At 64.3% G+C, this 19701-nt stretch carries 25 protein-coding genes; 6 read left to right on the forward strand and 19 right to left on the reverse strand.

Annotated features, from left to right (window positions below; all coding sequences use genetic code 11):
• The first annotated feature begins 3 nt into the window (after positions 1–3).
• From SynM161_RS08115 to SynM161_RS08125, 3 genes are all read left to right on the forward strand, one after another.
• Positions 4–321, forward strand: coding sequence for a metalloregulator ArsR/SmtB family transcription factor (locus SynM161_RS08115; protein ID WP_186540799.1), 318 nt, complete (start codon positions 4–6; stop codon positions 319–321).
• A gap of 2 nt (positions 322–323) precedes the next feature.
• A complete protein-coding gene (locus SynM161_RS08120; RefSeq protein ID WP_186540801.1) occupies positions 324–941 on the forward strand; it encodes a DUF938 domain-containing protein in 618 nt (205 codons plus the stop codon).
• A gap of 65 nt (positions 942–1006) precedes the next feature.
• Positions 1007–2032, forward strand: coding sequence for a mechanosensitive ion channel family protein (locus SynM161_RS08125; protein WP_186540803.1), 1026 nt, complete (start codon positions 1007–1009; stop codon positions 2030–2032).
• Here the strand turns inward: SynM161_RS08125 and SynM161_RS08130 are convergent.
• On the reverse strand, positions 1993–2307 hold the full coding sequence (locus tag SynM161_RS08130; protein ID WP_186540805.1) for a Tat pathway signal protein: 315 nt from the start codon (positions 2305–2307) through the stop codon (positions 1993–1995). The genes SynM161_RS08125 and SynM161_RS08130 overlap by 40 nt on opposite strands.
• Before the next feature lie 38 nt (positions 2308–2345).
• A complete protein-coding gene (locus tag SynM161_RS08135; RefSeq protein ID WP_255441753.1) occupies positions 2346–2750 on the reverse strand; it encodes a hypothetical protein in 405 nt (134 codons plus the stop codon).
• Positions 2751–2805: 55 nt separating this feature from the next.
• On the opposite strand from SynM161_RS08135, the gene purS reads away from it, so the two are divergent.
• The 3 genes from purS to SynM161_RS08150 are packed head-to-tail and all read left to right on the forward strand — an operon-like array spanning position 2806 to position 4660.
• Entirely contained in the window at positions 2806–3060 is a 255-nt protein-coding gene (gene purS / locus SynM161_RS08140; RefSeq protein WP_011364806.1) for a phosphoribosylformylglycinamidine synthase subunit PurS, read from the forward strand.
• Complete coding sequence (purQ, locus tag SynM161_RS08145; protein WP_114987919.1) at positions 3057–3707, forward strand: phosphoribosylformylglycinamidine synthase subunit PurQ; 651 nt, start codon at positions 3057–3059, stop codon at positions 3705–3707. The genes purS and purQ overlap by 4 nt, the downstream gene beginning before the upstream one ends.
• Positions 3707–4660, forward strand: a complete 954-nt coding sequence (locus SynM161_RS08150) for an LD-carboxypeptidase (protein ID WP_186540807.1) — start codon at positions 3707–3709, stop codon at positions 4658–4660. The genes purQ and SynM161_RS08150 overlap by 1 nt, the downstream gene beginning before the upstream one ends.
• Positions 4661–4761: 101 nt before the next feature.
• Here SynM161_RS08150 and fba read toward each other — a convergent pair whose 3' ends face one another.
• The 17 genes from fba to SynM161_RS08235 form a co-directional block, all read right to left on the reverse strand.
• Positions 4762–5835: a class II fructose-bisphosphate aldolase gene (gene fba, locus SynM161_RS08155; protein ID WP_114987921.1), complete on the reverse strand. Its 1074-nt coding sequence runs from the start codon at positions 5833–5835 to the stop codon at positions 4762–4764.
• A gap of 60 nt (positions 5836–5895) precedes the next feature.
• Positions 5896–6978 carry a Gfo/Idh/MocA family protein gene (locus tag SynM161_RS08160; protein ID WP_186540809.1) on the reverse strand — a complete coding sequence of 361 codons (1083 nt, stop codon included), beginning with the start codon at positions 6976–6978 and terminating at the stop codon, positions 5896–5898.
• A 1-nt stretch (position 6979) separates the two neighbouring features.
• Positions 6980–7351 (reverse strand): hypothetical protein, encoded by a 372-nt coding sequence (locus tag SynM161_RS08165; RefSeq protein ID WP_186540811.1) that lies wholly within the window; start codon positions 7349–7351, stop codon positions 6980–6982.
• Complete coding sequence (accD, locus tag SynM161_RS08170) at positions 7348–8229, reverse strand: acetyl-CoA carboxylase, carboxyltransferase subunit beta (RefSeq protein WP_186540812.1); 882 nt, start codon at positions 8227–8229, stop codon at positions 7348–7350. Before accD ends, SynM161_RS08165 begins: the two co-directional genes overlap by 4 nt.
• A gap of 55 nt (positions 8230–8284) precedes the next feature.
• Positions 8285–9082, reverse strand: coding sequence for an A24 family peptidase (locus SynM161_RS08175; RefSeq protein WP_186540814.1), 798 nt, complete (start codon positions 9080–9082; stop codon positions 8285–8287).
• Positions 9070–9357, reverse strand: coding sequence for a hypothetical protein (locus SynM161_RS08180; RefSeq protein WP_115132082.1), 288 nt, complete (start codon positions 9355–9357; stop codon positions 9070–9072). Before SynM161_RS08180 ends, SynM161_RS08175 begins: the two co-directional genes overlap by 13 nt.
• A 67-nt stretch (positions 9358–9424) precedes the next feature.
• Positions 9425–10327, reverse strand: a complete 903-nt coding sequence (locus SynM161_RS08185; RefSeq protein WP_114987927.1) for a phosphoribulokinase — start codon at positions 10325–10327, stop codon at positions 9425–9427.
• A 64-nt stretch (positions 10328–10391) separates the two neighbouring features.
• A complete protein-coding gene (gene leuB, locus SynM161_RS08190; RefSeq protein WP_186540815.1) occupies positions 10392–11465 on the reverse strand; it encodes a 3-isopropylmalate dehydrogenase in 1074 nt (357 codons plus the stop codon).
• A gap of 32 nt (positions 11466–11497) precedes the next feature.
• Positions 11498–12541 carry a UDP-3-O-(3-hydroxymyristoyl)glucosamine N-acyltransferase gene (gene lpxD, locus SynM161_RS08195; RefSeq protein ID WP_186540816.1) on the reverse strand — a complete coding sequence of 348 codons (1044 nt, stop codon included), beginning with the start codon at positions 12539–12541 and terminating at the stop codon, positions 11498–11500.
• Between the two features lie 35 nt (positions 12542–12576).
• A complete protein-coding gene (proB, locus tag SynM161_RS08200; RefSeq protein WP_186540817.1) occupies positions 12577–13650 on the reverse strand; it encodes a glutamate 5-kinase in 1074 nt (357 codons plus the stop codon).
• Entirely contained in the window at positions 13647–14168 is a 522-nt protein-coding gene (locus tag SynM161_RS08205; protein WP_186540818.1) for a YqeG family HAD IIIA-type phosphatase, read from the reverse strand. Before SynM161_RS08205 ends, proB begins: the two co-directional genes overlap by 4 nt.
• Positions 14156–14710, reverse strand: a complete 555-nt coding sequence (locus SynM161_RS08210; RefSeq protein WP_115009429.1) for a DUF3727 domain-containing protein — start codon at positions 14708–14710, stop codon at positions 14156–14158. The genes SynM161_RS08205 and SynM161_RS08210 overlap by 13 nt, the downstream gene beginning before the upstream one ends.
• Positions 14711–14730: 20 nt before the next feature.
• Positions 14731–15207 (reverse strand): Holliday junction resolvase RuvX, encoded by a 477-nt coding sequence (gene ruvX / locus SynM161_RS08215; RefSeq protein ID WP_115132089.1) that lies wholly within the window; start codon positions 15205–15207, stop codon positions 14731–14733.
• Positions 15207–16238, reverse strand: a complete 1032-nt coding sequence (locus SynM161_RS08220) for a hypothetical protein (protein WP_186540819.1) — start codon at positions 16236–16238, stop codon at positions 15207–15209. Before SynM161_RS08220 ends, ruvX begins: the two co-directional genes overlap by 1 nt.
• Positions 16239–16276: 38 nt before the next feature.
• Positions 16277–17437 carry a F420-0:Gamma-glutamyl ligase gene (locus tag SynM161_RS08225; protein WP_186540820.1) on the reverse strand — a complete coding sequence of 387 codons (1161 nt, stop codon included), beginning with the start codon at positions 17435–17437 and terminating at the stop codon, positions 16277–16279.
• Between the two features lie 64 nt (positions 17438–17501).
• The gene (locus tag SynM161_RS08230; RefSeq protein ID WP_186497352.1) at positions 17502–18068 is read right to left on the reverse strand and encodes a thylakoid membrane photosystem I accumulation factor; all 567 of its coding nucleotides are present in this window, start codon (positions 18066–18068) and stop codon (positions 17502–17504) included.
• A gap of 15 nt (positions 18069–18083) precedes the next feature.
• The gene (locus tag SynM161_RS08235) at positions 18084–19679 is read right to left on the reverse strand and encodes a DUF3685 domain-containing protein (RefSeq protein WP_186542620.1); all 1596 of its coding nucleotides are present in this window, start codon (positions 19677–19679) and stop codon (positions 18084–18086) included.
• Positions 19680–19701: the final 22 nt, after the last annotated feature.

The raw sequence follows: 19701 nt of genomic DNA on the forward strand, positions 1-19701 counted from the left end.
CTTGTGATCCAGAACACCCTCAACAGGGAGCAGTCGAGGCAGCTGCTCAAAGCACTGGCCGACCCGATCCGTCTCGACGTGATCCATGCGCTGGCACAGGGGGAACGATGCGTCTGTGACCTCACCGGTGAGCTCAACCTCTCCCAGTCGAAGCTCTCGTTCCATCTCAGGGTGCTGCGAGAGGCGGGGCTGGTGACGGATCGGCAGAGCGGCCGATGGATCTACTACCGCCTGCAACCGGACGCCCTGGCAGCCCTGGAAGCCTGGCTGGCCGAACTGCGCCTCCACTGCAGCCAGAGCGCTGCCCCCTGCCCGAGCTGACGATGGACCAACGGCTTTTCTTCCCGGCCACGGAACGCAACCGCGGCCCCATCGGAGATCTGCTGAAGCAGCTCTTGCCTGGCTCAGGAGCCGTGCTGGAGCTGGCCAGCGGCAGTGGTGAGCATGCCGTCTGCTTTCAGCAGCGCTTTCCCCATCTGCGCTGGCAGGCCAGCGATCCGGATCCAGACCATCGCGCCAGCATCAACGCCTGGATCCAGCACCAGGGTCTGAGCCAGGTGATGCCAGCAGCCCTCAACCTCGATGTTGAACACCGCCCCTGGCCCCTGCCCCAGAACCTCCAAGGGGCCGTGAAGGCTGTTGTGTGCATCAACCTGCTGCACATCAGCCCAGCCAGCTGCACGGATGCCGTGCTCGAGGAATCAGCCCTATTGCTGCCCAGCGGCGCCCCCTTGATCATTTATGGCCCATTCAGGCGCAATGGTGCTCACACCAGTGCAAGCAATGCCGCCTTCGACCAATCCCTGAGAGAACGCAACCACCAATGGGGATTGCGGGAGCTGAATCACGTAACAGCCATCGCCGCCAAGGCTGGCTTCAACACCGAAAACGTGGTCTCCATGCCCGCCAACAATCTGACTTTGGTGTTTCAGCGCGCTTGAGCCCCATCTCGCTTGCCAGCGTCTGGAAGGCCACCGACAATCACGCGGTATCTCCGGTGTGAGCGATGGATCTGACTGATTTCCTAGCGAAGCTGCTGATCGGTTCAGCCATCACCTTGAGCCTGGCGTTCCTTTGTAAGACAGTTTTTCCTCGGTTCACCAAGCGAAGCAAAACCGACTTCGACGACTTTGTGCTCAATGCCTTCGCCGCTTCGGTGGTGCCTTTCGGCTTGGTGGTCACGCTGATCCTTGCTCAGGATGATTTGGGCTTGCCCACCAACATTTCAAGGGCCTACGACACATCGCTGCGCATTGTTGGCACGATCATTCTGATTCGGTTGGTCAACCGAATCGGAGCGCGATTCCTGTTCGGATTGGTGGGCCGTGCAGGCGCGGATGATCTTCAACAACTCCTCCAAAGCCTGCTCCCGCTGCTGAAAACCGTGGTTTGGGCGATCGGCACCTTGGTGCTGCTGCAGAGCCTTGGCGTGAAGATGACGGTGATCTGGGGTTTGCTCAGTGCCGGCGGCATCGGCATTGGCTTGGCCCTGAAAGAACCGGCCCAGGAATTGTTCGCCTACCTGATGATTCTTCTGGACAAGCCTTTCACCGTTGGGCAATTCATCACGGTGGGCTCCACCTCAGCAACGGTGGAACGCATCGGTGTTCGCTCCACCCATCTGCGCAGCCTCCGCGGCGAACAGGTGGTGATGAGCAACTCATCACTTACAGGCTCCACCATCCTCAATTTCGCTGAAATGGCGCAACGCCGGATGATCTATTCGATTGGCGTCACCTACAGCACATCGGTCGAGCAGATGAAGGCAATCCCGACGATGATTCAGGCCGTGATCGACGCTCAGGCCCACAGCACCTTCAACCGCTGTCACTTCACCGAATTTGCTGATTCAAGCTTGAATTTTGAACTGGTTTATTACATCGACACCCGCGATTTCACGGTCGCTCTGAACGAACAGCAAGCCATCAATCTCGGAATCATGGAGGCCTTCGCCCAAGAAGGCATCGACTTTGCCTTCCCAAGCAGGACGCTCTACTTGGAGGGAGATTCACTCGCCGGCAAAGCCTCCTGAGCCGTCGGCACAGCAGAGCGCCAAACAACACCCCCGATCAACAGGGACAAGGCCGCCACAGCAGCTGTGAGGGGGATCAGGCGACGACGATCAGAACTGGAAGCAAGGGCAATCGGGCTGGAGATGTTGTCGCGTCGTGACGCCAGAAATGCCCCCTGCCGGCAGCGGATGCACACCGTGTTGGTGACGCCTGCACTCTTCAACTTGAAGCCGTAACGCCCCGGAATCTCAACGGGTGTTCCACAGCTGGAACAAGGGAGAGAAAAAACTGCCATGGGGAATCTGCCCTCAATTCAGATCTATCACCCCGGTTTCACTCCAAGGGAACGGCACCCGTGGCACAAACGGAACCCCAGCAGAGGCTGTGGTCAGCCGTCCAGAAGGGTTGCACCTCCCGCCAGTCCTCGCCCTCACCAACCCGCATCATCATCTGGCCGCTGCCGTCATGGACAAATTCGACGCGCTGCTGATTCCAGGTCAACACCCAGCGCTCTCCAGGACTGGCGGCCACCATCCGACAGGGACTCCAGGCCTGCTGCGCGATCCGGCAGCGCATCGAAGCCGCTGCTGCGGAGCTTCCAGCTGCAGAGATGCCCATCAGCAGCAGAGCCGCGGTCCAGAGCTGAATGCGAAACACAGACACTAACTCGGCAGCACGCTGGCGAAAGGCCTCCTTTTCACCATGGGGCCGGGCGATGGTCACGCCGTTGAGGCGCACCGGATCTCTTCAGGGTTTGGTGTCTGTCAGGATTTGATCAGACCAGTTGCTGATCGTGCCGCGTTTTCAAGCCCGCGTCCTCGTGCGTCTGCGCCCCTCCGTCCTCGATCCAGCCGGAGAAGCCGCGCGTGGTGCCGCTGAACGACTTGGGGTGGAAGGCCTCAGCAAGCTGCGGATCGGTAAAGCCGTGGAAATGGAGCTTGAGGCCCCTGATGAGGCCGAGGCCCGCCGCAGGTTGGAACTGCTCAGTGATCGCTTACTGGCCAACCCGGTGATCGAAGACTGGAGCCTGGAGCTGGAGCAGTCATGAGCATCGGGGTCATCGTTTTTCCCGGCTCCAACTGCGACCGGGATGTGCAATGGGCAACCGAGGGTTGCCTTGGGATGAGCACGCGTCGGGTCTGGCATGAGGAAACCGACCTCAGCGGCTTTGACGCCATCGTTCTGCCGGGCGGTTTCAGCTACGGCGACTACCTGCGTTGCGGCGCCATTGCCCGCTTCGCTCCAGCCCTGCAGTCCTTGATCGACTTTGCCGCCAAGGGCGGTCGCGTGCTCGGCATCTGCAACGGATTTCAGGTGCTCACGGAACTGGGCCTGCTCCCCGGTGCCCTTACCCGGAACCGGGATCTGCACTTCATCTGTGAAGACGCACCCCTCAAGGTGGTGAGCCAGCGCACGGCCTGGATGCAGGGGTACAACGACGGGGCCCTGACCCTGCCGATCGCCCACGGTGAAGGCCGCTACCAGTGCAGCGATGACACGCTCAAGCAGCTGCAGGACGACGACGCCATCGCCCTGAGCTACGGCAACAACCCCAACGGGTCGGTGTCCGACATCGCGGGCATCACAAATGCCAGCGGCAGCGTTCTGGGCCTGATGCCCCACCCCGAGCGGGCCTGTGATCCGGCCACGGGAGGAACCGACGGCCGCCGCATGCTGGAAGCCCTGCTGGGCTGATGCCAACCCGCCGGACGCTGCTGATCTCAGGGGCATCCACGATCATCACGGCCCTGCTCTCCCCCAGGGCCATGGCGGCCCAGCGCAGGCTGAAACCCTTGAAGCCTGGATCACGCATCCGCGCCGTAAACCCCGGCACCTGGATGGATCCGGATACGGATCTCCAAGCCTTGCGCGAGCGCTGTGATCAACAGCAGTGGCATCTGGAGATTCCCGCAGCCGTCACCCGTCAATGGCGCTATTTCTCAGGAACCGACCAGGAACGGGTTGAAGATCTGAGGTCAGCCTGGAACGATCCAACGGTGGATGCCGTGGTGACCCTTAGCGGGGGCTGGGGGGCCGCCCGCGTGCTCGAAACCGGTTTTCGTTTTCCGCGCCATCCCAAATGGAGCCTGGGGTTCTCCGACACCAGCTCCCTGCTTCTGGCCCAGTGGGCCGCTGGCCTGCCGGGGGCCATCCATGGATCCAGCGGCGGCACAGAGGCGCAATGGCAACGCACAGTTGATCTGCTCTGCGGACGTCAAGTGGCACCCCTGCTGGGCGAGCCACGACGGCGGGGGATCGCCCGCGGACCCTTGGTGGTCACCAACCTGACCGTGGCGACCCACCTGATCGGCACGCCCTGGCTTCCCTCCCTGAAGGGGGCCATCCTGGTGCTGGAAGACGTGGGCGAAGCGCCCTACAGGGTTGATCGGATGCTGACCCAGTGGCGCAGCGCAGGCCTGCTGCAGCAGTTGGCGGGGGTGGCCTGCGGCCGCTTCAGCTGGGCTGAAGACGACATCCTTCCCGGCGATTTCAGGATGGAGGAGATCCTGGAGGAACGCCTGGGCGATCTGGGCATACCGCTGGTGCTGAATCTGCCGCTGGGCCATGGACGGCCCAACCAAGCCTTGCCCCTGGGAGCGCAAGCGCAACTGGACGGCAACCACGGCCTGCTCAGCCTGATGGCCTGATGTGATGGCCTGATCAAAGCGTGACGCTGCTCCCGATCGAGCAGCACCACAAAAAAAGGGGGCCTTTCGGCCCCCAGCGAGTGATCGATTGATCGTGATGGTCAGGCAGCGACGGCAGCCTTGGGATCGAGAGCACCCTTGGCGTAGAGGCCGGCGTAGTAGGTGATGCTCTGCTGCTGGATCTTGCTGGCGTTGCCGGCAGCCCAGAACTGCTGGTAACGGTCCAGGCAGACCTGCTTCATGTACTTGCGAGCCGGCTTGTTGAAGTGGCGGGGGTCGAAGTTGGAAGGATCGGCCATGGCCGCTTCACGCACAGCAGCGGTGAAGGCGAGACGGTTGTCGGTGTCGATGTTCACCTTGCGCACACCGTTGCGGATGCCTTCCTGGATTTCCTCGACGGGAACGCCGTAGGTCTCGGGGATAGCACCACCGTGCTTGTTGATCATCTCCAGCCATTCCTGGGGAACGGAGGAGGAGCCGTGCATCACCAGGTGGGTGTTGGGGATGGCTTTGTGGATCTCAGCGATGCGGCTGATGGCCAGCACTTCACCCGTGGGCTTGCGGGTGAACTTGTAAGCGCCGTGGCTGGTGCCGATGGCGATGGCCAGGGCGTCGCACTTGGTCTTGGCGACGAAGTCGGCAGCCTCAGCGGGATCGGTGAGCAGCATGTCCTTGGACAGCTCGCCTTCGAAACCGTGGCCGTCTTCGGCTTCACCCTTGCCGGTTTCCAGGGAGCCCAGGCAACCCAGCTCACCCTCAACGCTCACACCGACGGAGTGGGCGAAGTCCACCACCTGCTTGGTGACGTTGACGTTGTAGTCGTAGCTGGCGGGTGTCTTGGCGTCGGCTTCCAGGGAACCGTCCATCATCACGGAGGTGAAACCGTTGATGGCAGCGGAGTAGCAAGTGTCAGGTGCGTTGCCGTGGTCCTGGTGCATCACCACGGGAATGTGGGGATAGGTCTCGGTCGCGGCCAGGATCAGGTGACGCAGGAAGATCTCACCGGCGTAGCTGCGAGCGCCGCGGGAGGCCTGGAGGATCACAGGGCTGTCGGTCTCGTCAGCCGCTTCCATGATGGCCTGGACCTGCTCCAGATTGTTCACGTTGAACGCAGGAATGCCGTAGCCGTTCTCAGCGGCGTGGTCGAGCAGGAGCCGAAGCGGAACGAGCGCCATGGATAAATCCTCGGAGGGTTGGGGTCGTCAAAGACGAATCGCCGGCAATTTTACCGCGTGTTACGCAAGATCCAATGTGCCGCCTGCTGCTTGATCGCAGGCCACACGACTGGCCACGCCCTCGGCCAGTCCAGGCAGCATCGGTCGCCCACTACGGATGCTCTCGGCCCACCAGCTCAGCACCCTGGCCACAGGGGCGATGCGGCCATCCGACCAGGTTTCAGGGAAGGCGAAATCGGCATCAGCTTCCACGGCGCGGAAGGGCTCACCGAGCGGGGCGTGCTGAAGCTCAAAGCCGTGGACGTAGTCCTTCTGATTGGTGCTGCTGAGCAGCAGCGATCCCGACGACCCCACCACATCCAGGCAGAACCCGCGTCCGTTGCGCGACACGGAACTTAGGCTGACCTGCGCCGGCACCGGCAGGTCCTGCCTTCCCTGCCAATGGGCCACGGTCTGCAGCAGCGACACATCGGGGGCATCCACGGCGGCCAGGCCACCCTCTGGGTGGGGGCGTTGCTTGATCGAAACGCTGTTCAGGGCCTGAACGGCCCCCAGGGGACCGATCAGCCAGGCCAGCATGTCCATGGCATGGGTTCCGAGGGCTCCGATCACACCGCCGCCCTGATCCGCCTGGGCATACCAGTTCCAGCCGCGCTGGGGATCGGCACGGCTGCCCATCAACCAGTCGAGCTTCACCAGCCAGGGCGTGCCGACAGCACCGGCCTGCAGAAGGCGTGCGGCCTGCATGAACAGGGGAACAGCGCGGTATTCGTAATCCACAGCCACCGACAGCCCCCGTGCCAGGGCCAGCCGCTGCAGCTCGCGGGCTTGATCGGCATGCAGCGCGATGGGCTTCTCCAGCAACAGGTGCTTGCCTGCCTCCAGGGCCCGACGGGCCAGGTCGAAGCGAGGAGCCGGTGGGGTGGCAATGATCATCGCGTCCACCGCGGGATCAGCCAGCAGGGCATCCCAGTTACTGAATCCCTTCAAGCCATGGGCGGCTGTGGCGGCATCCAAGCGCTCCTGGCGCGGGTGCCAAAGCGCCACCGCCTCAAGATCAGTTGCTGCTGCAAGAGCCGGCAGGTGCACCTTCTCCCCGAAGCCGAGACCGGCGACGGCAACACCAAGGGGTTGTGGGGACATCTCAGCTGGGGAGGGGTTCGGTGCAGACAGCCTCAATCACGGAGGTGATCAGCCCGTCATCCCCGGCAGGCTGCCATTGGGCACGAAAACGCGGCAGACCATTCACCTGTTTGTCGCGATACAGCTCCTGGGAGCAGTCCAGCTGCATCACATAGAGCTCGCCGGAGGGCTGCTCTCCAGCTTCAGTGGCCGCTGGGGTGAAGCGGCTGAGCACGGTTCGGTATCCATCCCGATCGATGCGCACACTGCCGCGATCCCACCACTGCTGGCCCGCGTCGGTGGCAGGCACCTCAATCCATTCCACGGGACCCGCCAGCACGGGGGCGACCCAACAGACCAAAGCCAGGATCAGCACACAACCAGCTCGGATCATGCGCTGGTGAGCTCCATCGGTTTGCAGCCGTGCAGGCGCAGAAGATTGGCCAGGGTGGAGCGCAGCTGGGTGCGGGGAACGATCGTGTCCACGAAGCCGTGCTCCTGCAGGTATTCAGCCGTCTGGAAATTGTCGGGCAGCTTCTCCCGCAGGGTCTGCTCGATCACCCGGCGCCCAGCAAAACCAATCAACGCCTTCGGTTCCGCCAGGATCAGGTCGCCCAGCATGGCGAAACTGGCGGTCACACCCCCCGTGGTGGGGTGGGTGAGCAAGGGCATGTAGAGCAGCTCGGCTTCGCGGTGGCGTTCCAGCGCTCCGGAGATCTTCGCCATCTGCATCAGGCTGAGCATCCCCTCCTGCATCCGGGCACCGCCGGAGGCACAAACGATCAGCAGCGGCAGCTTGCGGGCGGTGGACTCCTCGATCAGACGGGTGATTTTCTCCCCGACCACCGAGCCCATCGATCCCCCCATGAAGCGGAAGTCCATCGCTGCCAAGCCCATGGGGATGCCTTCCACCCGGCAGAGCCCGGTGACCACACCATCCCGCAGCCCCGTTGAGGCCTGACTTTCCCTCAGCCGGTCGGCGTAGGCGCGCCGGTCTTTGAATCCGAGGGGATCCACCGGTGACAGATCCGCATTCAGCACCTGGAAGCTGTCGGGGTCAGCAATCAGTGCGATGCGCTCAGCACTGTCGATCCGGTGGTGATGGCCGCAGTTGGCGCAAACACTGGCGTTGAGTTTCAGGTCTTTGAGATAAACGACCTGACCACACTCCGGGCATTTGCTCCACAGCCCATCGCCTTCATCGGGTTCCTGCTTGATGTTGGCGACGTACTGACCCTTGCGGCGATCAGCAAACCAATCGAACAGAGACACACAGGGCTGTCAGCTCACACCATTAAAAGCCGGACTGGGAAGAGACGCTGGGGAATCAAGCGCCCAACAGCATCACCCAGGTGCTCCACCACCACTGCGGACCGGTCAACCAGACCAGCCAAATGCCCAGGGCAATGAAGGGACCAAAGGGGAACGGTTCCCTGGGGCCCAACCGGCCACTGAGGCGAGCGGCGCTTCCAACCAAAGCTCCCGAGACAACCGCAAGGGCCATGGCCGCTGCGATGCCCCCGGGGCCCAGCCATGCCCCACCCAGCGCCGCCAACTTGGCATCGCCCAGGCCCAGCGCAGGCTGTCCCAACAACCGTTCGGCCAGGGCACTGAGACCTTCCAACAGCAGCAGGGCCAGCACCGCAGCGATCAAATGGCTGGCCAGAACAGGAATGCCAGCAGCCGTGCTGACGAGCAGGCCCAGCACCACCCCCCAGCGGCACAGGGGCTCCGGCAGCCAAAGGTGATCCAAATCGATCAACACCAGCGGCAATAGCAGCGCGATCAGGGGGAGACCAGCCCAGGGGAGCCAGAGATCAGGCAGCCCCCCACCAGCACCAGGCCACACCAACAGCGCCGAGATCCAGAGGCCGGCACTCAGGGCCTCCACGGAGGGATAACGCCAGCTGATCGCTGCATCACAGTCGCGGCAGCGGCCCCTCAGCAGCAGCCAACCGAGCAACGGGAGATTGTCATGCCAGCGGATGGCATGGCCGCATTTGGGGCAGTGGCTGCCGGGAAAGACCACCGATTCCTGGCGGGGCAAGCGCCAGGCCACCACGTTGGTGAAGCTGCCGACGCAGGCGCCCAGCAGGCCGGCCCAAGCCAGGATCAACCCTTCCATCGGGTCCGACCGCGGCTCGTGCGTCCCCGGATCAGATCGATGGCAATGAACTCTTCGTCCGGCAGAAGAACAGGGGTCTCGAAGACCACGCGGCCATCGGGTTCCTGCGGATCCACGACCACACCGAGAGGCTCCTGCCCCGCAGGAGTGCTGGAGAGATAGGCGAAATAAATGCGACGGGCCTGGGCGATCAGCGAGCGGCTGTCAATGCGATCCCAGCGGGGCGTCGAGGGCGCCCCCGAGGCTCCGCGGATTTCAAAGGAGGGCGTTGACAAAGAAATAGAGCCCACCTGATCACTCAGATGGGCCCATTGTAGAGACGATTGTTAGTGGGAGAAGCGATCAGCTGAGCTTGTTCTTCTCTTCGATCATGCGGTGAATGATCGGAGTGAGGATCAGTTCCATGGCGAAGCCCATCTTGCCGCCGTTCACCACGATGCTGGTGGGGCTGGACATGAAGGAATCGTGGATCATGTTCAGCAGGTAACCGAAGTCGATTCCCCACTTCTCGCGAGCTCCCTTGCGGAAGTGGATGATCACGAAGCTTTCATCCGGGGTCGGGATGTTCCGGCAGATGAAGGGGTTGGAGGTGTCCACAGTGGGAACACGCTGGAAGTTGATGTCGGTCTGGCTGAACTGCGGGCAGATGTGATTGATGTAATCAGGCATCCGGCGCAGGATCGTGTCAACGATCGCTTCAGCGGAATAACCACGCTCAGCGTTGTCGCGGTGGATCTTCTGAATCCACTCAAGGTTGGTGATCGGCACCACACCCACCAGGAGGTCGGCCAGGGCGGCCACGTCGTAGCCCTCGCCCTTCACACCGCCGTGGAGGCCTTCGTAGAACAGAACGTCAGTGCCGGTCGGGATGTCTTCCCAAGGCGTGAACTGACCCGGCTCGAGGTTGACGCCAAGACGGGCATTGTGTTCAGCCGCTTCTTCAACGCTGTGGAGGTAGTAGCGCTTCTGACCAGCACCGGTTTCGCCATAGGTGCGGAACAGTTCCTCGAGCTTGTCGAAGAGGTTGGCCTCAGGGCCGAAGTGGGAGAAGTTCTCACCCTTGGCCAGGGCATCCGCCATGGCCTGTTTCATGGGCATCCGCTCGTAGCGGTGGTAGCTGTCGCCTTCCACCACTGCAGGGGTAATGCCTTCCCTCGCAAAGATGTGCTCGAAGGCGCGCTTGACGGTGCTGGTTCCAGCTCCGGAAGAACCGGTAACAGCGACAACCGGATGACGCTTCGACATCGACGCAGGGACTACGGGCCCGGCGATCCTGCCAGATCAGGGCCCGATTGCACCAATCTCTGGCTTACAGAGCTTTGAGCAATTGCTCACCCATGGCGCGACAACCCAGCTGGGTGCAGCCTTCTGCCATGAGATCACCGGTGCGGAAGCCACCGGCCAGAACGGCATCCACAGCAGCCTCAAGATCATCGGCAGCCGCGGCCTGCTTGAGGCCGATGCGCAGCATCATTGCGGCCGACAGCACCATGGCCATGGGATTGGCCTTGTCCTGGCCGGCGATGTCGGGGGCTGAACCGTGCACAGGCTCAAACAACCCCGGGCCCTCACTGCCGAGGGAGGCGGAGGGCAGCATGCCGATGGAGCCGGTGAGCATCGCGGCCTCGTCGCTGAGAATGTCGCCGAAGAGGTTGCCGGTGAGCAGCACATCGAACTGGCGGGGATCACGCACCAGCTGCATCGCCGCGTTGTCCACATACATGTGGCTCACCTCCACAGCGCCGTAGCTGGGCGCCATGGCATCCACGCGGTCCCGCCAGAGCTGGCTCACATCGAGCACATTTGCCTTGTCCACCGAGCAGAGCCGGCCCCGCCGCTCCTGGGCGATCTCAAAGGCCACCTTCGCGATCCGATCCACCTCCGAGGCGGAGTAGGTCATGGTGTTGAAGCCGCGCTCGTCCGTCTCGGTCTCAATTCGTCCCTTGGGCTGACCGAAGTAGATCCCCCCGGTGAGTTCCCGCACCACCATCAGGTCCACCCCCTCGATCACCTCACGCTTGAGGCTGCTGGCATCGATGAGGGCCGGAACAATCTTCACCGGCCGCAGATTGGCAAACAGCTCCATGCCGGCGCGCAGGCCAAGCAGGCCGGTTTCCGGGCGTTTCTCTCGGGGAAGGCTGTCGAAACGTGGGCTGCCGATGGCGGCCAGCAACACCGCATCGGCTGCCTTGCAGGCTTCGAGGGTGCTGGCGGGCAACGGCTCACCGGTGGCATCGATGGCGCTACCACCGATCGGCTGCTCCTCGAAGCTCAGCGAAAAGCCATGGCGCTGGCTCACCACCTCCAGCAGCTGACGGGCAACAGCGGTGATCTCGGGGCCGATGCCATCACCGGGCAGGAGAACAACGCGGTGCTGAGCCATGACGGTGCGGTGCGGCAGGTCGACCGCTGAGGTTACTGAGGGGTGTCCCGCTTGAGCTCCCGCAGGGTCTTGGCCATCTCCGGCAGCTTGCTGAAGGTGGAGGCACATCGCAGCCAGAGGCGATTCGGAATCGCGGGAAAACCACTCACCACCTCTCCGGGGGCCACATCAGCGTGAATGCCGGTCTTGGAGCTGGCGATGACGCGATCGCCGACGACAACACGATTGGCGACCCCCACCTGGCCCGCCAGGATCACCCCCTGACCGATGTGGGCGCCACCGGCGATGCCCACCTGGGAGGCGAAGGCACAGCCACGGCCGGTGGTGACGCCATGGCCGATCTGCACAAGGTTGTCGATCTTGGTGCCGGCACCAATGCGGGTCTCGCCGACGGAAGGGCGATCAATGGTGGTACCGCTACCCACCTCAACGCCGTCTTCAAGAACCACCTGGCCGGTCTGCGGCATTTTTCGCCAGCCCTTGGCCGTCGGCACGAAGCCAAAGCCCTCAGAGCCGACAACGGCATTGGAGTTCACCACACAACCACGCCCGAGACGGCTGCCGGGGTGGAGCACGGCATTGGCATGCAACTCGCAGCCATCACCCACCACCACGTTGTCGTAGATCACCACCCCGGGGTGAACGATGCAGTCGGCACCAAGACGGCTTCCCTCCCCGATGCAGACCCGCGGGCCCACCGCTGTGCCGGGGCCCACCACAGCCCGTTCATCGATCACCGCCGAAGGGTGAATCTCCGCCAAGGGCCGGCGGCGGGGATTCAACTGATCGAGGGCTTCAGCAAAGGCCAGACGCGGATCCGCGAAGACCGCAAAGGCGATGCCACGCTTCGAGGCCAGATCAATCAGATCCTGTTGGTCGGGCAGCAAAAGGGCACCCACACCGCTGGCGCCCAAGGCCGCGGTGAGGGCGTTGCCCTTCTCCAGAAAGCTGAGCTGCGCGGCTGAGGCCTGATCGAGTGAAGCGGCACCCTCAAGCCATGGGTCCAAGCCCGGCTGGCTCCAACGCAGACCTGCATCACCGGTCTGCAGAACCTTGATCAGGGTGCTGAAACGCATGGAGGCCAGGGCAGTCCGGCGGATCGTAGACGTGGTTAACGGCTGCGAAGCACCAGACCATCGCGATGCACCACCACCGGGGAGGACTCCCCCGGCGATGGGTCATTCATCGCGGCCCGCAGCTGGTCGCTGTCCATCGAACAGAGGCCACGGCCCAGGTCCTCTCCATCGGGGTCCAGCAACTGAACGGGTTGATTGGCGGCGAACTCACCCCGCACCGCCGTCACACCCACCAGCAGCAGGGACGCACCACGGTGCTGCAGCGCTGCACAGGCCCCCGCATCCAGCTGCAGTTCACCCTCAGGCCGAAGCACGTGGGCCAGCCAACTGCGTCGGTTGCCCAGGGGTTCGGGGTGGGGATGGAACACCGTCCCCCCCCGTTCGCCCAACAGCAAAGCCTCGAGGCGAGCAGGGTCGCGGCCATCGGCGAGCTGCACGGTGATGCCACTGGCGGTGGCGATGCGGGCTGCCGCCAGCTTCGTGGTCATGCCCCCGGTGCCCCAGCGCCCCCCGTCGCCGGCCCCCTGTTCCAACGAGTCCAGCTCCCGGGGGTGGCGAACATCAGAGATCGGTTCGGCGTTGGCATCAACCCGCGGATCCGAGGAATAGAGGCGATCAACATCCGTGAGCAGGATCAGTTGCTGGGCTTCAACGGCGGCGGCCACCAACGCCGAGAGGGTGTCGTTGTCGCCGAAGCGCAACTCCGCCGGCGAAAGGGCATCGTTCTCGTTGATCACCGGCAGCACCCCCCAGCTCAGCAGCTGCCGCAAAGTGCCCGAAGCGTTCTGATACCGACGCCGATCGGCCAGGTCGGAGCGGGTTAACAGCACCTGCGCCACGGAACGACCATGGCGTTCCATGGCCCGTTCGTACAGCGCCATCAGTGCGCCCTGGCCGATGGCCGCAGCCGCCTGCAGGGCCACCACCGTGTCGGGTCGGTTGGTGAGGGCCAACTTTTGGCAGCCCAGGCCAACGGCACCACTGGTGACCAGCACCACCTGGTCACCGCGGTGCATGGCCCCTGCAAAGCAGCGGGCGTAGCCATCAATCGTGCTGGCGGTCTCCCCCCGAAGCAGGCTGGTGCCGATTTTCACGACCCACAGGGTCATGCTGAAGGCGCCCCCATCACGCGGGCCATGGCGCGTTCAAACCGCTGAACACGGTCATGGCGGCAGGGCTTTCCGTCGTCTCGAACCGGGCGAACCAACACTGTGTAAAGCCCCATCCGGTTGCCGCAGAGCACATCCGTGAACAGGCGGTCGCCGATCATCGCGATCGCCTCCGGGGGCAGCGAGAGATCGCGAACCACGCTGCGCAGGGCGCCACGGCGGGGCTTGCCGGCACCAAAGGTGAAGCTGACCTGCAGCTGATCAGCCACGGCAGCAATCCGGTCGCGGGAGGGGTTGTTGCTGAACAGATGCAACTGCAGGCGGCGGCCGGCATCCACCAGCCAGTCGCGCACCGGCCCTGGCAGGGTCACGTCACGACCGGGCAGAAGGGTGCGGTCAACATCGACCACGGCGGCCTTCAGGCCGTGGGCCGTGAGGTGAGGCAGCGAAAGCTGGGCAATGGTGAGGTGGGGATCCCAATCGGGGGTCAACCAGTGCTGTGCCGTCAATCCGGCCATTCACGCTCCTCCAGTTCCGCCTCAATCAGGGGTTGAACGCGGTCGAGCTCATCGTCGCTCAGCAGCACCGCCTGGCCATCCACCATCCGCACCAACACCAGGAACGGATCAAGGGGGATGTAGAGGCCGTATTCCTCCGCGTCGACCATGAAGCTCACCAGCAGCTCAAAGGTCTCAGCATCCTCATCAACGTCGTCGTCCTCTTCCAGCTCGTCGAGCTCGTCCTGATCCGGCTCCTCCAGTTCACCACTGACGGTGAGGGTGATCGCCGATCGCACCAGAACCAGGTCGTGCTCCTGGAGCACCACATCAGCCACCGAGAGAATCGGCTCGCTGCTGGCGACTTCCGTGATCGGCACCGGCTCTGCATCGTCATTGAGCCGAAACAGCGACACCGGTGTGTCGACCGGCGAGAGCAGGGCGTAGTCCTGCCCCTCGATGGGGATCAGATGCTCGAGGAAGCACAGCAGATCATGGCCCTCGCGGTCGCGGACCAGCAGGGTGGGGTGATCGCTGCTCTTACCGGGGCCCGACTCAGACATCGACGCGGCTCTGACTGGGCTCAGGATCCACCATCGCCCGCCCCGGCGCCCGACCTTGACGCACTCTGTTGGGCCGGTTTGAGCTCCGGACCCTCCGCCAGCCATTGCTCCAGCAGCAGGGCAGCAGCTGCACTGTCCAGACGTCCGCTGCGATCGCCCGTCAACCCGAACTGTTCACCGGCCGCCCAGGTGCTGCTGTGTTCATTCACCCAGGCCAAGGGCAGATCGAGGGCGGCAGCCAGCCGTAGGCCGTAACGCTGGCAATGCTCCGCCTGGGCCGTAGGCTGGCCCGCGGCATCCAGAGGCAAACCCACCACGAGCCCCTGCACCGACCGTTCACGGCAGTGGGCCCGCAGAACCACCAAATCCGCATCAAAGCGACCACGACGCAGGGCAGCGAGGGGCGTGACGCTGATGCCCAGGGCATCGCAGCCGGCCAGGCCGATGCGCCGCCGGCCCACATCGAGGCTGAGGATCGAACAGGGACGCGGCCGCATCAGTGCCGATCACCCAGGCTTGGTGTAGGCAAGGGTGTGCCCTGGGGCCGCAATCGGCCCAGCACCTGATCGAGCGATCGGGTCAGCTGCAGGTTGCGCTGGGGTGACTGACGCCGCCACATGCTGCGTCCGAGCAGCAGCTGCTCGTCGCCACGGGTCCAGCCCTCCGCCTCCAGGATCAGGCTGAGGGGGGCATCGTCAAAGGCCGTGAGCAGCCCGCGGGGGCGGCCGCGCTGAAGGATCCCGTTCAAAACCTGGGGAAGGGCCTGATCCAGCCGGGGATCCCAGGCAACGTCGCGCATCAGTTCCAGGAACCCGGCCTCTCCCGCATCGGGAAGGCGGATGCAGCCGGCCAACACAGCATCTCCAGCCATCAGCACGCCGCAGCCGGGGCCGTTGCGGTCCAGCAGATCCAGCCAATGGCGGTCGGTGATCTGACGCAGGTGGCTGTGGCTGCCCCCCTGCTCGATCGGCCAGAGCAATTGGGCGGTGCGGCGGTTCAAGGCCGCCCAGCGCAGACCCCCTGGCAACTGATCGGTGCCATGTGGATCAACCCCAGCCCCTGGTGGACACCAGCACTGGTACGGACGAAGCGGTTGAAAGCCCAGCTCCCGCAGCAGAGCAATGGCATCGGCATCGGTGGCCGGGCAGCGGATCACCCAGCTGCAGATCTGGGCCGTCCAGGACTGCAGAGCCTGCTGAAGCAGGGACTGCTGAATGGTGCGATGGCTGTAATCGTCCAGCGGGCCCAGCAGCTCCGGCAGATGAAGGATCCAGCAGCTGCCGCGGCGGTTGAACGGCCGGGCCACCACACTGGCCACCGGGCGATCCCCCGCGAGGGCCATCAGGCAACGGGGCGAGCGGCTGGGGAGCAGATCGGGAAAGCGTTGCTCGACCCTGGAGAGCCATTCACCGATCAGAAACCCCTGAAACCGTGAGAGCTGATCGATCGGCGCATCCTGAACCCACTGGGCCAGGTGGGCCGGATTGAGGGGCTCAATGCGGATGGAGGTGGTCTTGGGTTCTGTCACCGGACACCCTCCAACTCCAACTGCTCACAATGTATCGCTCATTCCAGGCCTGGCCGCACCAACACCAGGGGGGTGCGCTCATTGGCATTGCCGGCGGGATTGGGACGCAGGGCCCGGCCCAGCAAGCCCTCATCACAGCCGGGGCTGGAGGCCAGCACCTTCACTCGGCCAAGGTCGTTGACGTCAACGATGGCAACGTCGACCCCGAGTTCGGCAGAAGCATCACGACAGAACTGCTCAGCCCGGGATGGCCCCAGAACAATGGTCTGGTCATAGGGCGGTGTGGTGCCGGTGATGTCGTCGATCAAGCGAGCCTGATCACCGGCGAGGCGATAGAAGCCACCGGGGATGCCCACCAGCTTCATCAGCAGCCCCCCCAGCCAGGCGGCCAGCACCCGGGTGGGCCCCACCAGATCGATCAAGGTCTGCATCCCGCAGGCCGTGGCCAGGCTGCTGGTGGGGTGAAACACACGGCAGGCCAGGCGCGCCACCATGCCGGGCTCCACCTCACTGGGATGGCGGTAGCGACCCTGGATCACAGCCACGGGGGTCTCGCCGATGGTGAGGATGTCGCCGGGCTGCACCAGATCAGCGGCGTAGGTGCGCAGGACGTCGATGGCGTCGTCCAAGGGACCGAGCAGGTGGGTGCGCAGCGGCAAGACGCGGCAGCCTTCCCCCTGGCGGAAGTGGGCTTGATCGGGCTGCAGGGGTTGGGGACGGCTCAAGGGCACCAGCACGCCCTGACGGCGCTGCAGGCGACCGAAGGGTCCGTAATTCACCCAGTGGGCATCCACCCAGAGGCTGTCGACCCGAGCGGATGGGGTCGGGCCGGTGATCTCGATCGAGACCCGGGCACGCGTGGTTTTGCGTCCTTTGACGATGTAGGCCGCCCAGTAGCCGTCTGCGCGGGTCTCCTCGTCGGGATGGTCGGCAATGATCCGCGTTGTCACCTCCAGGCCGGCGGGATCAGAGGACCCCAGCAGCACGGGATCGACCCGCAGCTCCGGCACAAAAATCTCCATGCGGGGGTGGGGGTTGCTGATCTCCAGCACCCCCTCGATACGGAGCCGCCCGCCCAGATCATCAACCCGCCAGTCGCGAGGCGTCATCCGCAACGGTGAGGCGGGTCTGAGGCGATGGCGGAGCTCCAGCCAGGCCACAGCAAGTCCTAGGCCGAGCGGAGCAAGCAGCAGCGACACAGCGGATCCGGCTCAGCGACCGGGACAACTGGCCGGCAGCGTAGGCGCCATGGCGGTGGGCGTCTCAGTTGGCGGTGACTTCGATGTTCACTTCGTTGAAGCTGCCTTCCTGATCAATGCGTCCCAGATCCGGAGCGGGAAGACCGGTGGAGGCGCTGATGGCGTCGTTGATCGCCGCCAGGGGAACCTGACCGTTCTGATCAAGCACAACCCGGCCATCGGTGCCGATCACCACCACCTGCGGAATGGTTCCGGACCAATAGGTGGCTGGATCTCCGGCCCCCAGCGCTTCACGGCCCTGCAGCGGATCGGTGGAGAGGGGAAGCAGATCGATGCTGCGGCCCCACAGCCGTTGCAGTTCCGACACCACAGGAGCGAAGCGTTTGCTCACGGCGCTGTCATCCAGGTAGTAGACGATCACGGCCGTGCGTCCCTCAGCGAGGGACTCCTCCAGGGTGCTGGCGGGGGGAACCAACGAGCCATTGCCGGCGTAGAGGGCATAGATGTTGCCGTCGTAGCTGTCGCTGTTCAACACAGCGGCGGCTGGTGCGACATGGAGCAGCAGCGCGATCGAAACGGTGATCAGACAGCGCACCAAAGCAAGCATCAAGCCGAAGCAGCGGATCGCCATTGTGGACCCAGGGGCCTAACCGCGGCCGAAGCTGCGTCCCATGCCCTGGGCAATGCCCCGCCCCACCAGACCGATAGCGCGCCCCAGCACCTGGGTGAGCAGGATCACGGCAAGGTCGCCGATGCGGCGCACCAGGGCCTGCACCTGGGGTGCGATGGCATCCCGGGCTTCCAGGAGCAAGGCCACCTGCCGCTGCCACCAACCCAGCTGATTGAGCTCCTTGTCGCGGGGCTCCGTCAGCAGCAGCGGTTCGATGCGACCGGAGCGCAACTGAAACAGGGTGCGCTGGCTTTCGTAGAGCTGAATGGGGCGCTCCACCCAATCCGCCCAACGCAGCTGGGTGTTCAAGCGGTTCCTGAGCCGGTCGAGTTCCCGGGTGGCCAGGAGGGGGTCCCGCAGCAGGTAACGGCGCAGCTCCGGCCAGTCACCACAGGCATCGAGCAATTCGGCACCAATCAGTTCCGCCGTCCTCACCAGCCAATTGCTCACCAGGGTTTCCAGTTGCAGGAAGGCCCTGGGGTCATCGGCCGGCAGCAGCAGGCCGTTCACCAGCATCGGTTGATCGGCCACCAGCGGCGCCAGCATTCCGGTTGGATCGGGCAGCTCGCCGTCGGCGCCGGTGAGATCAGCGCGGCTGAGCAGCGAAGCCACCACCGGCTGCAGCTCGCCGTCGCAGGGGATCTGGACGTAACTGCCGGCCAGGGCGGTGAGGGCCTGCTGGCGCAACTCGGGCTGCAACGAATCCCAGACCTGAGCGATCGCCGTGGCGTCCTGGCGGCTGCGCAGGCGCTGCAAGACCTGATCAAGCTGTTGCAACAGGGCCAGCAGCAACTCCCGGCGACGATCCGGGTGCAGGCCCTCAATTGCCAGCAAACGGCCGGTGGAATTGGTCAATCCAGCCTGAACCGATGCATCGATGCGGTCGCGGATGGCATCCCAAACAGCAACGGCATTGCGTTCGCGCAGGCTGATCGCCGTGGTGGTGGGTGATCCATCGCTGGAGACGGAGGGGCCCAGGGGTTCTGCATGCTCGAGGCCCATCTGCAGTGGCCCCCATAGCCAAAGCAGCAAGCCCTTGGCGAAGCGCAATTCACGGCGGCGCCCCTGCAGCAGCAGGAACAGCAACGGCTGCTCCGGGGGTGGATTGAGCAGGGCCTCCACCCGTTGCAGGTCCCGGCTCACCTGCTGCAGGCCACTCACCAGCAGCCACTGGCCCAGGCCCATGGTCTGCTGCTGGCTTGGCGTCTCCGGCGCAGCCTCCAGGCGAATGTCCCGTCCGCCCTGCAACAGGGTTTCGATGGCGTTCTGCAGGCCCTGGGCATCGACGTTCTGCAGCAGGCCGGCCGCGGGCAGCTCCAGCAGCTGCTCCCGAGACAGGCGTAACTCGCTGGGCAGCAGCAGCAGCACCGGGGCGGGCTGCCAGCGCTCCTGCAGAGCGAACAGCTCCTGCTGAAGCGACGCCAATGAGGCCACGCTGTCGATCGACCAGATCACCAACGCCGGGGCACCCGTCAGGCGCTCAGGGCGAAGCACCACCTCCCAATCGTCCCGGGAGGAGGTGAGTTTCAGCGCCAGCGACTCCCCGAGCAAATCCGGAGCGAGTAGCAACATCCGCACCGGCGAAGGGGAGACC

Origin of the sequence: Synechococcus sp. M16.1 (genome assembly GCF_014279895.1) — a bacterium.
GTDB lineage: Bacteria > Cyanobacteriota > Cyanobacteriia > PCC-6307 > Cyanobiaceae > Parasynechococcus.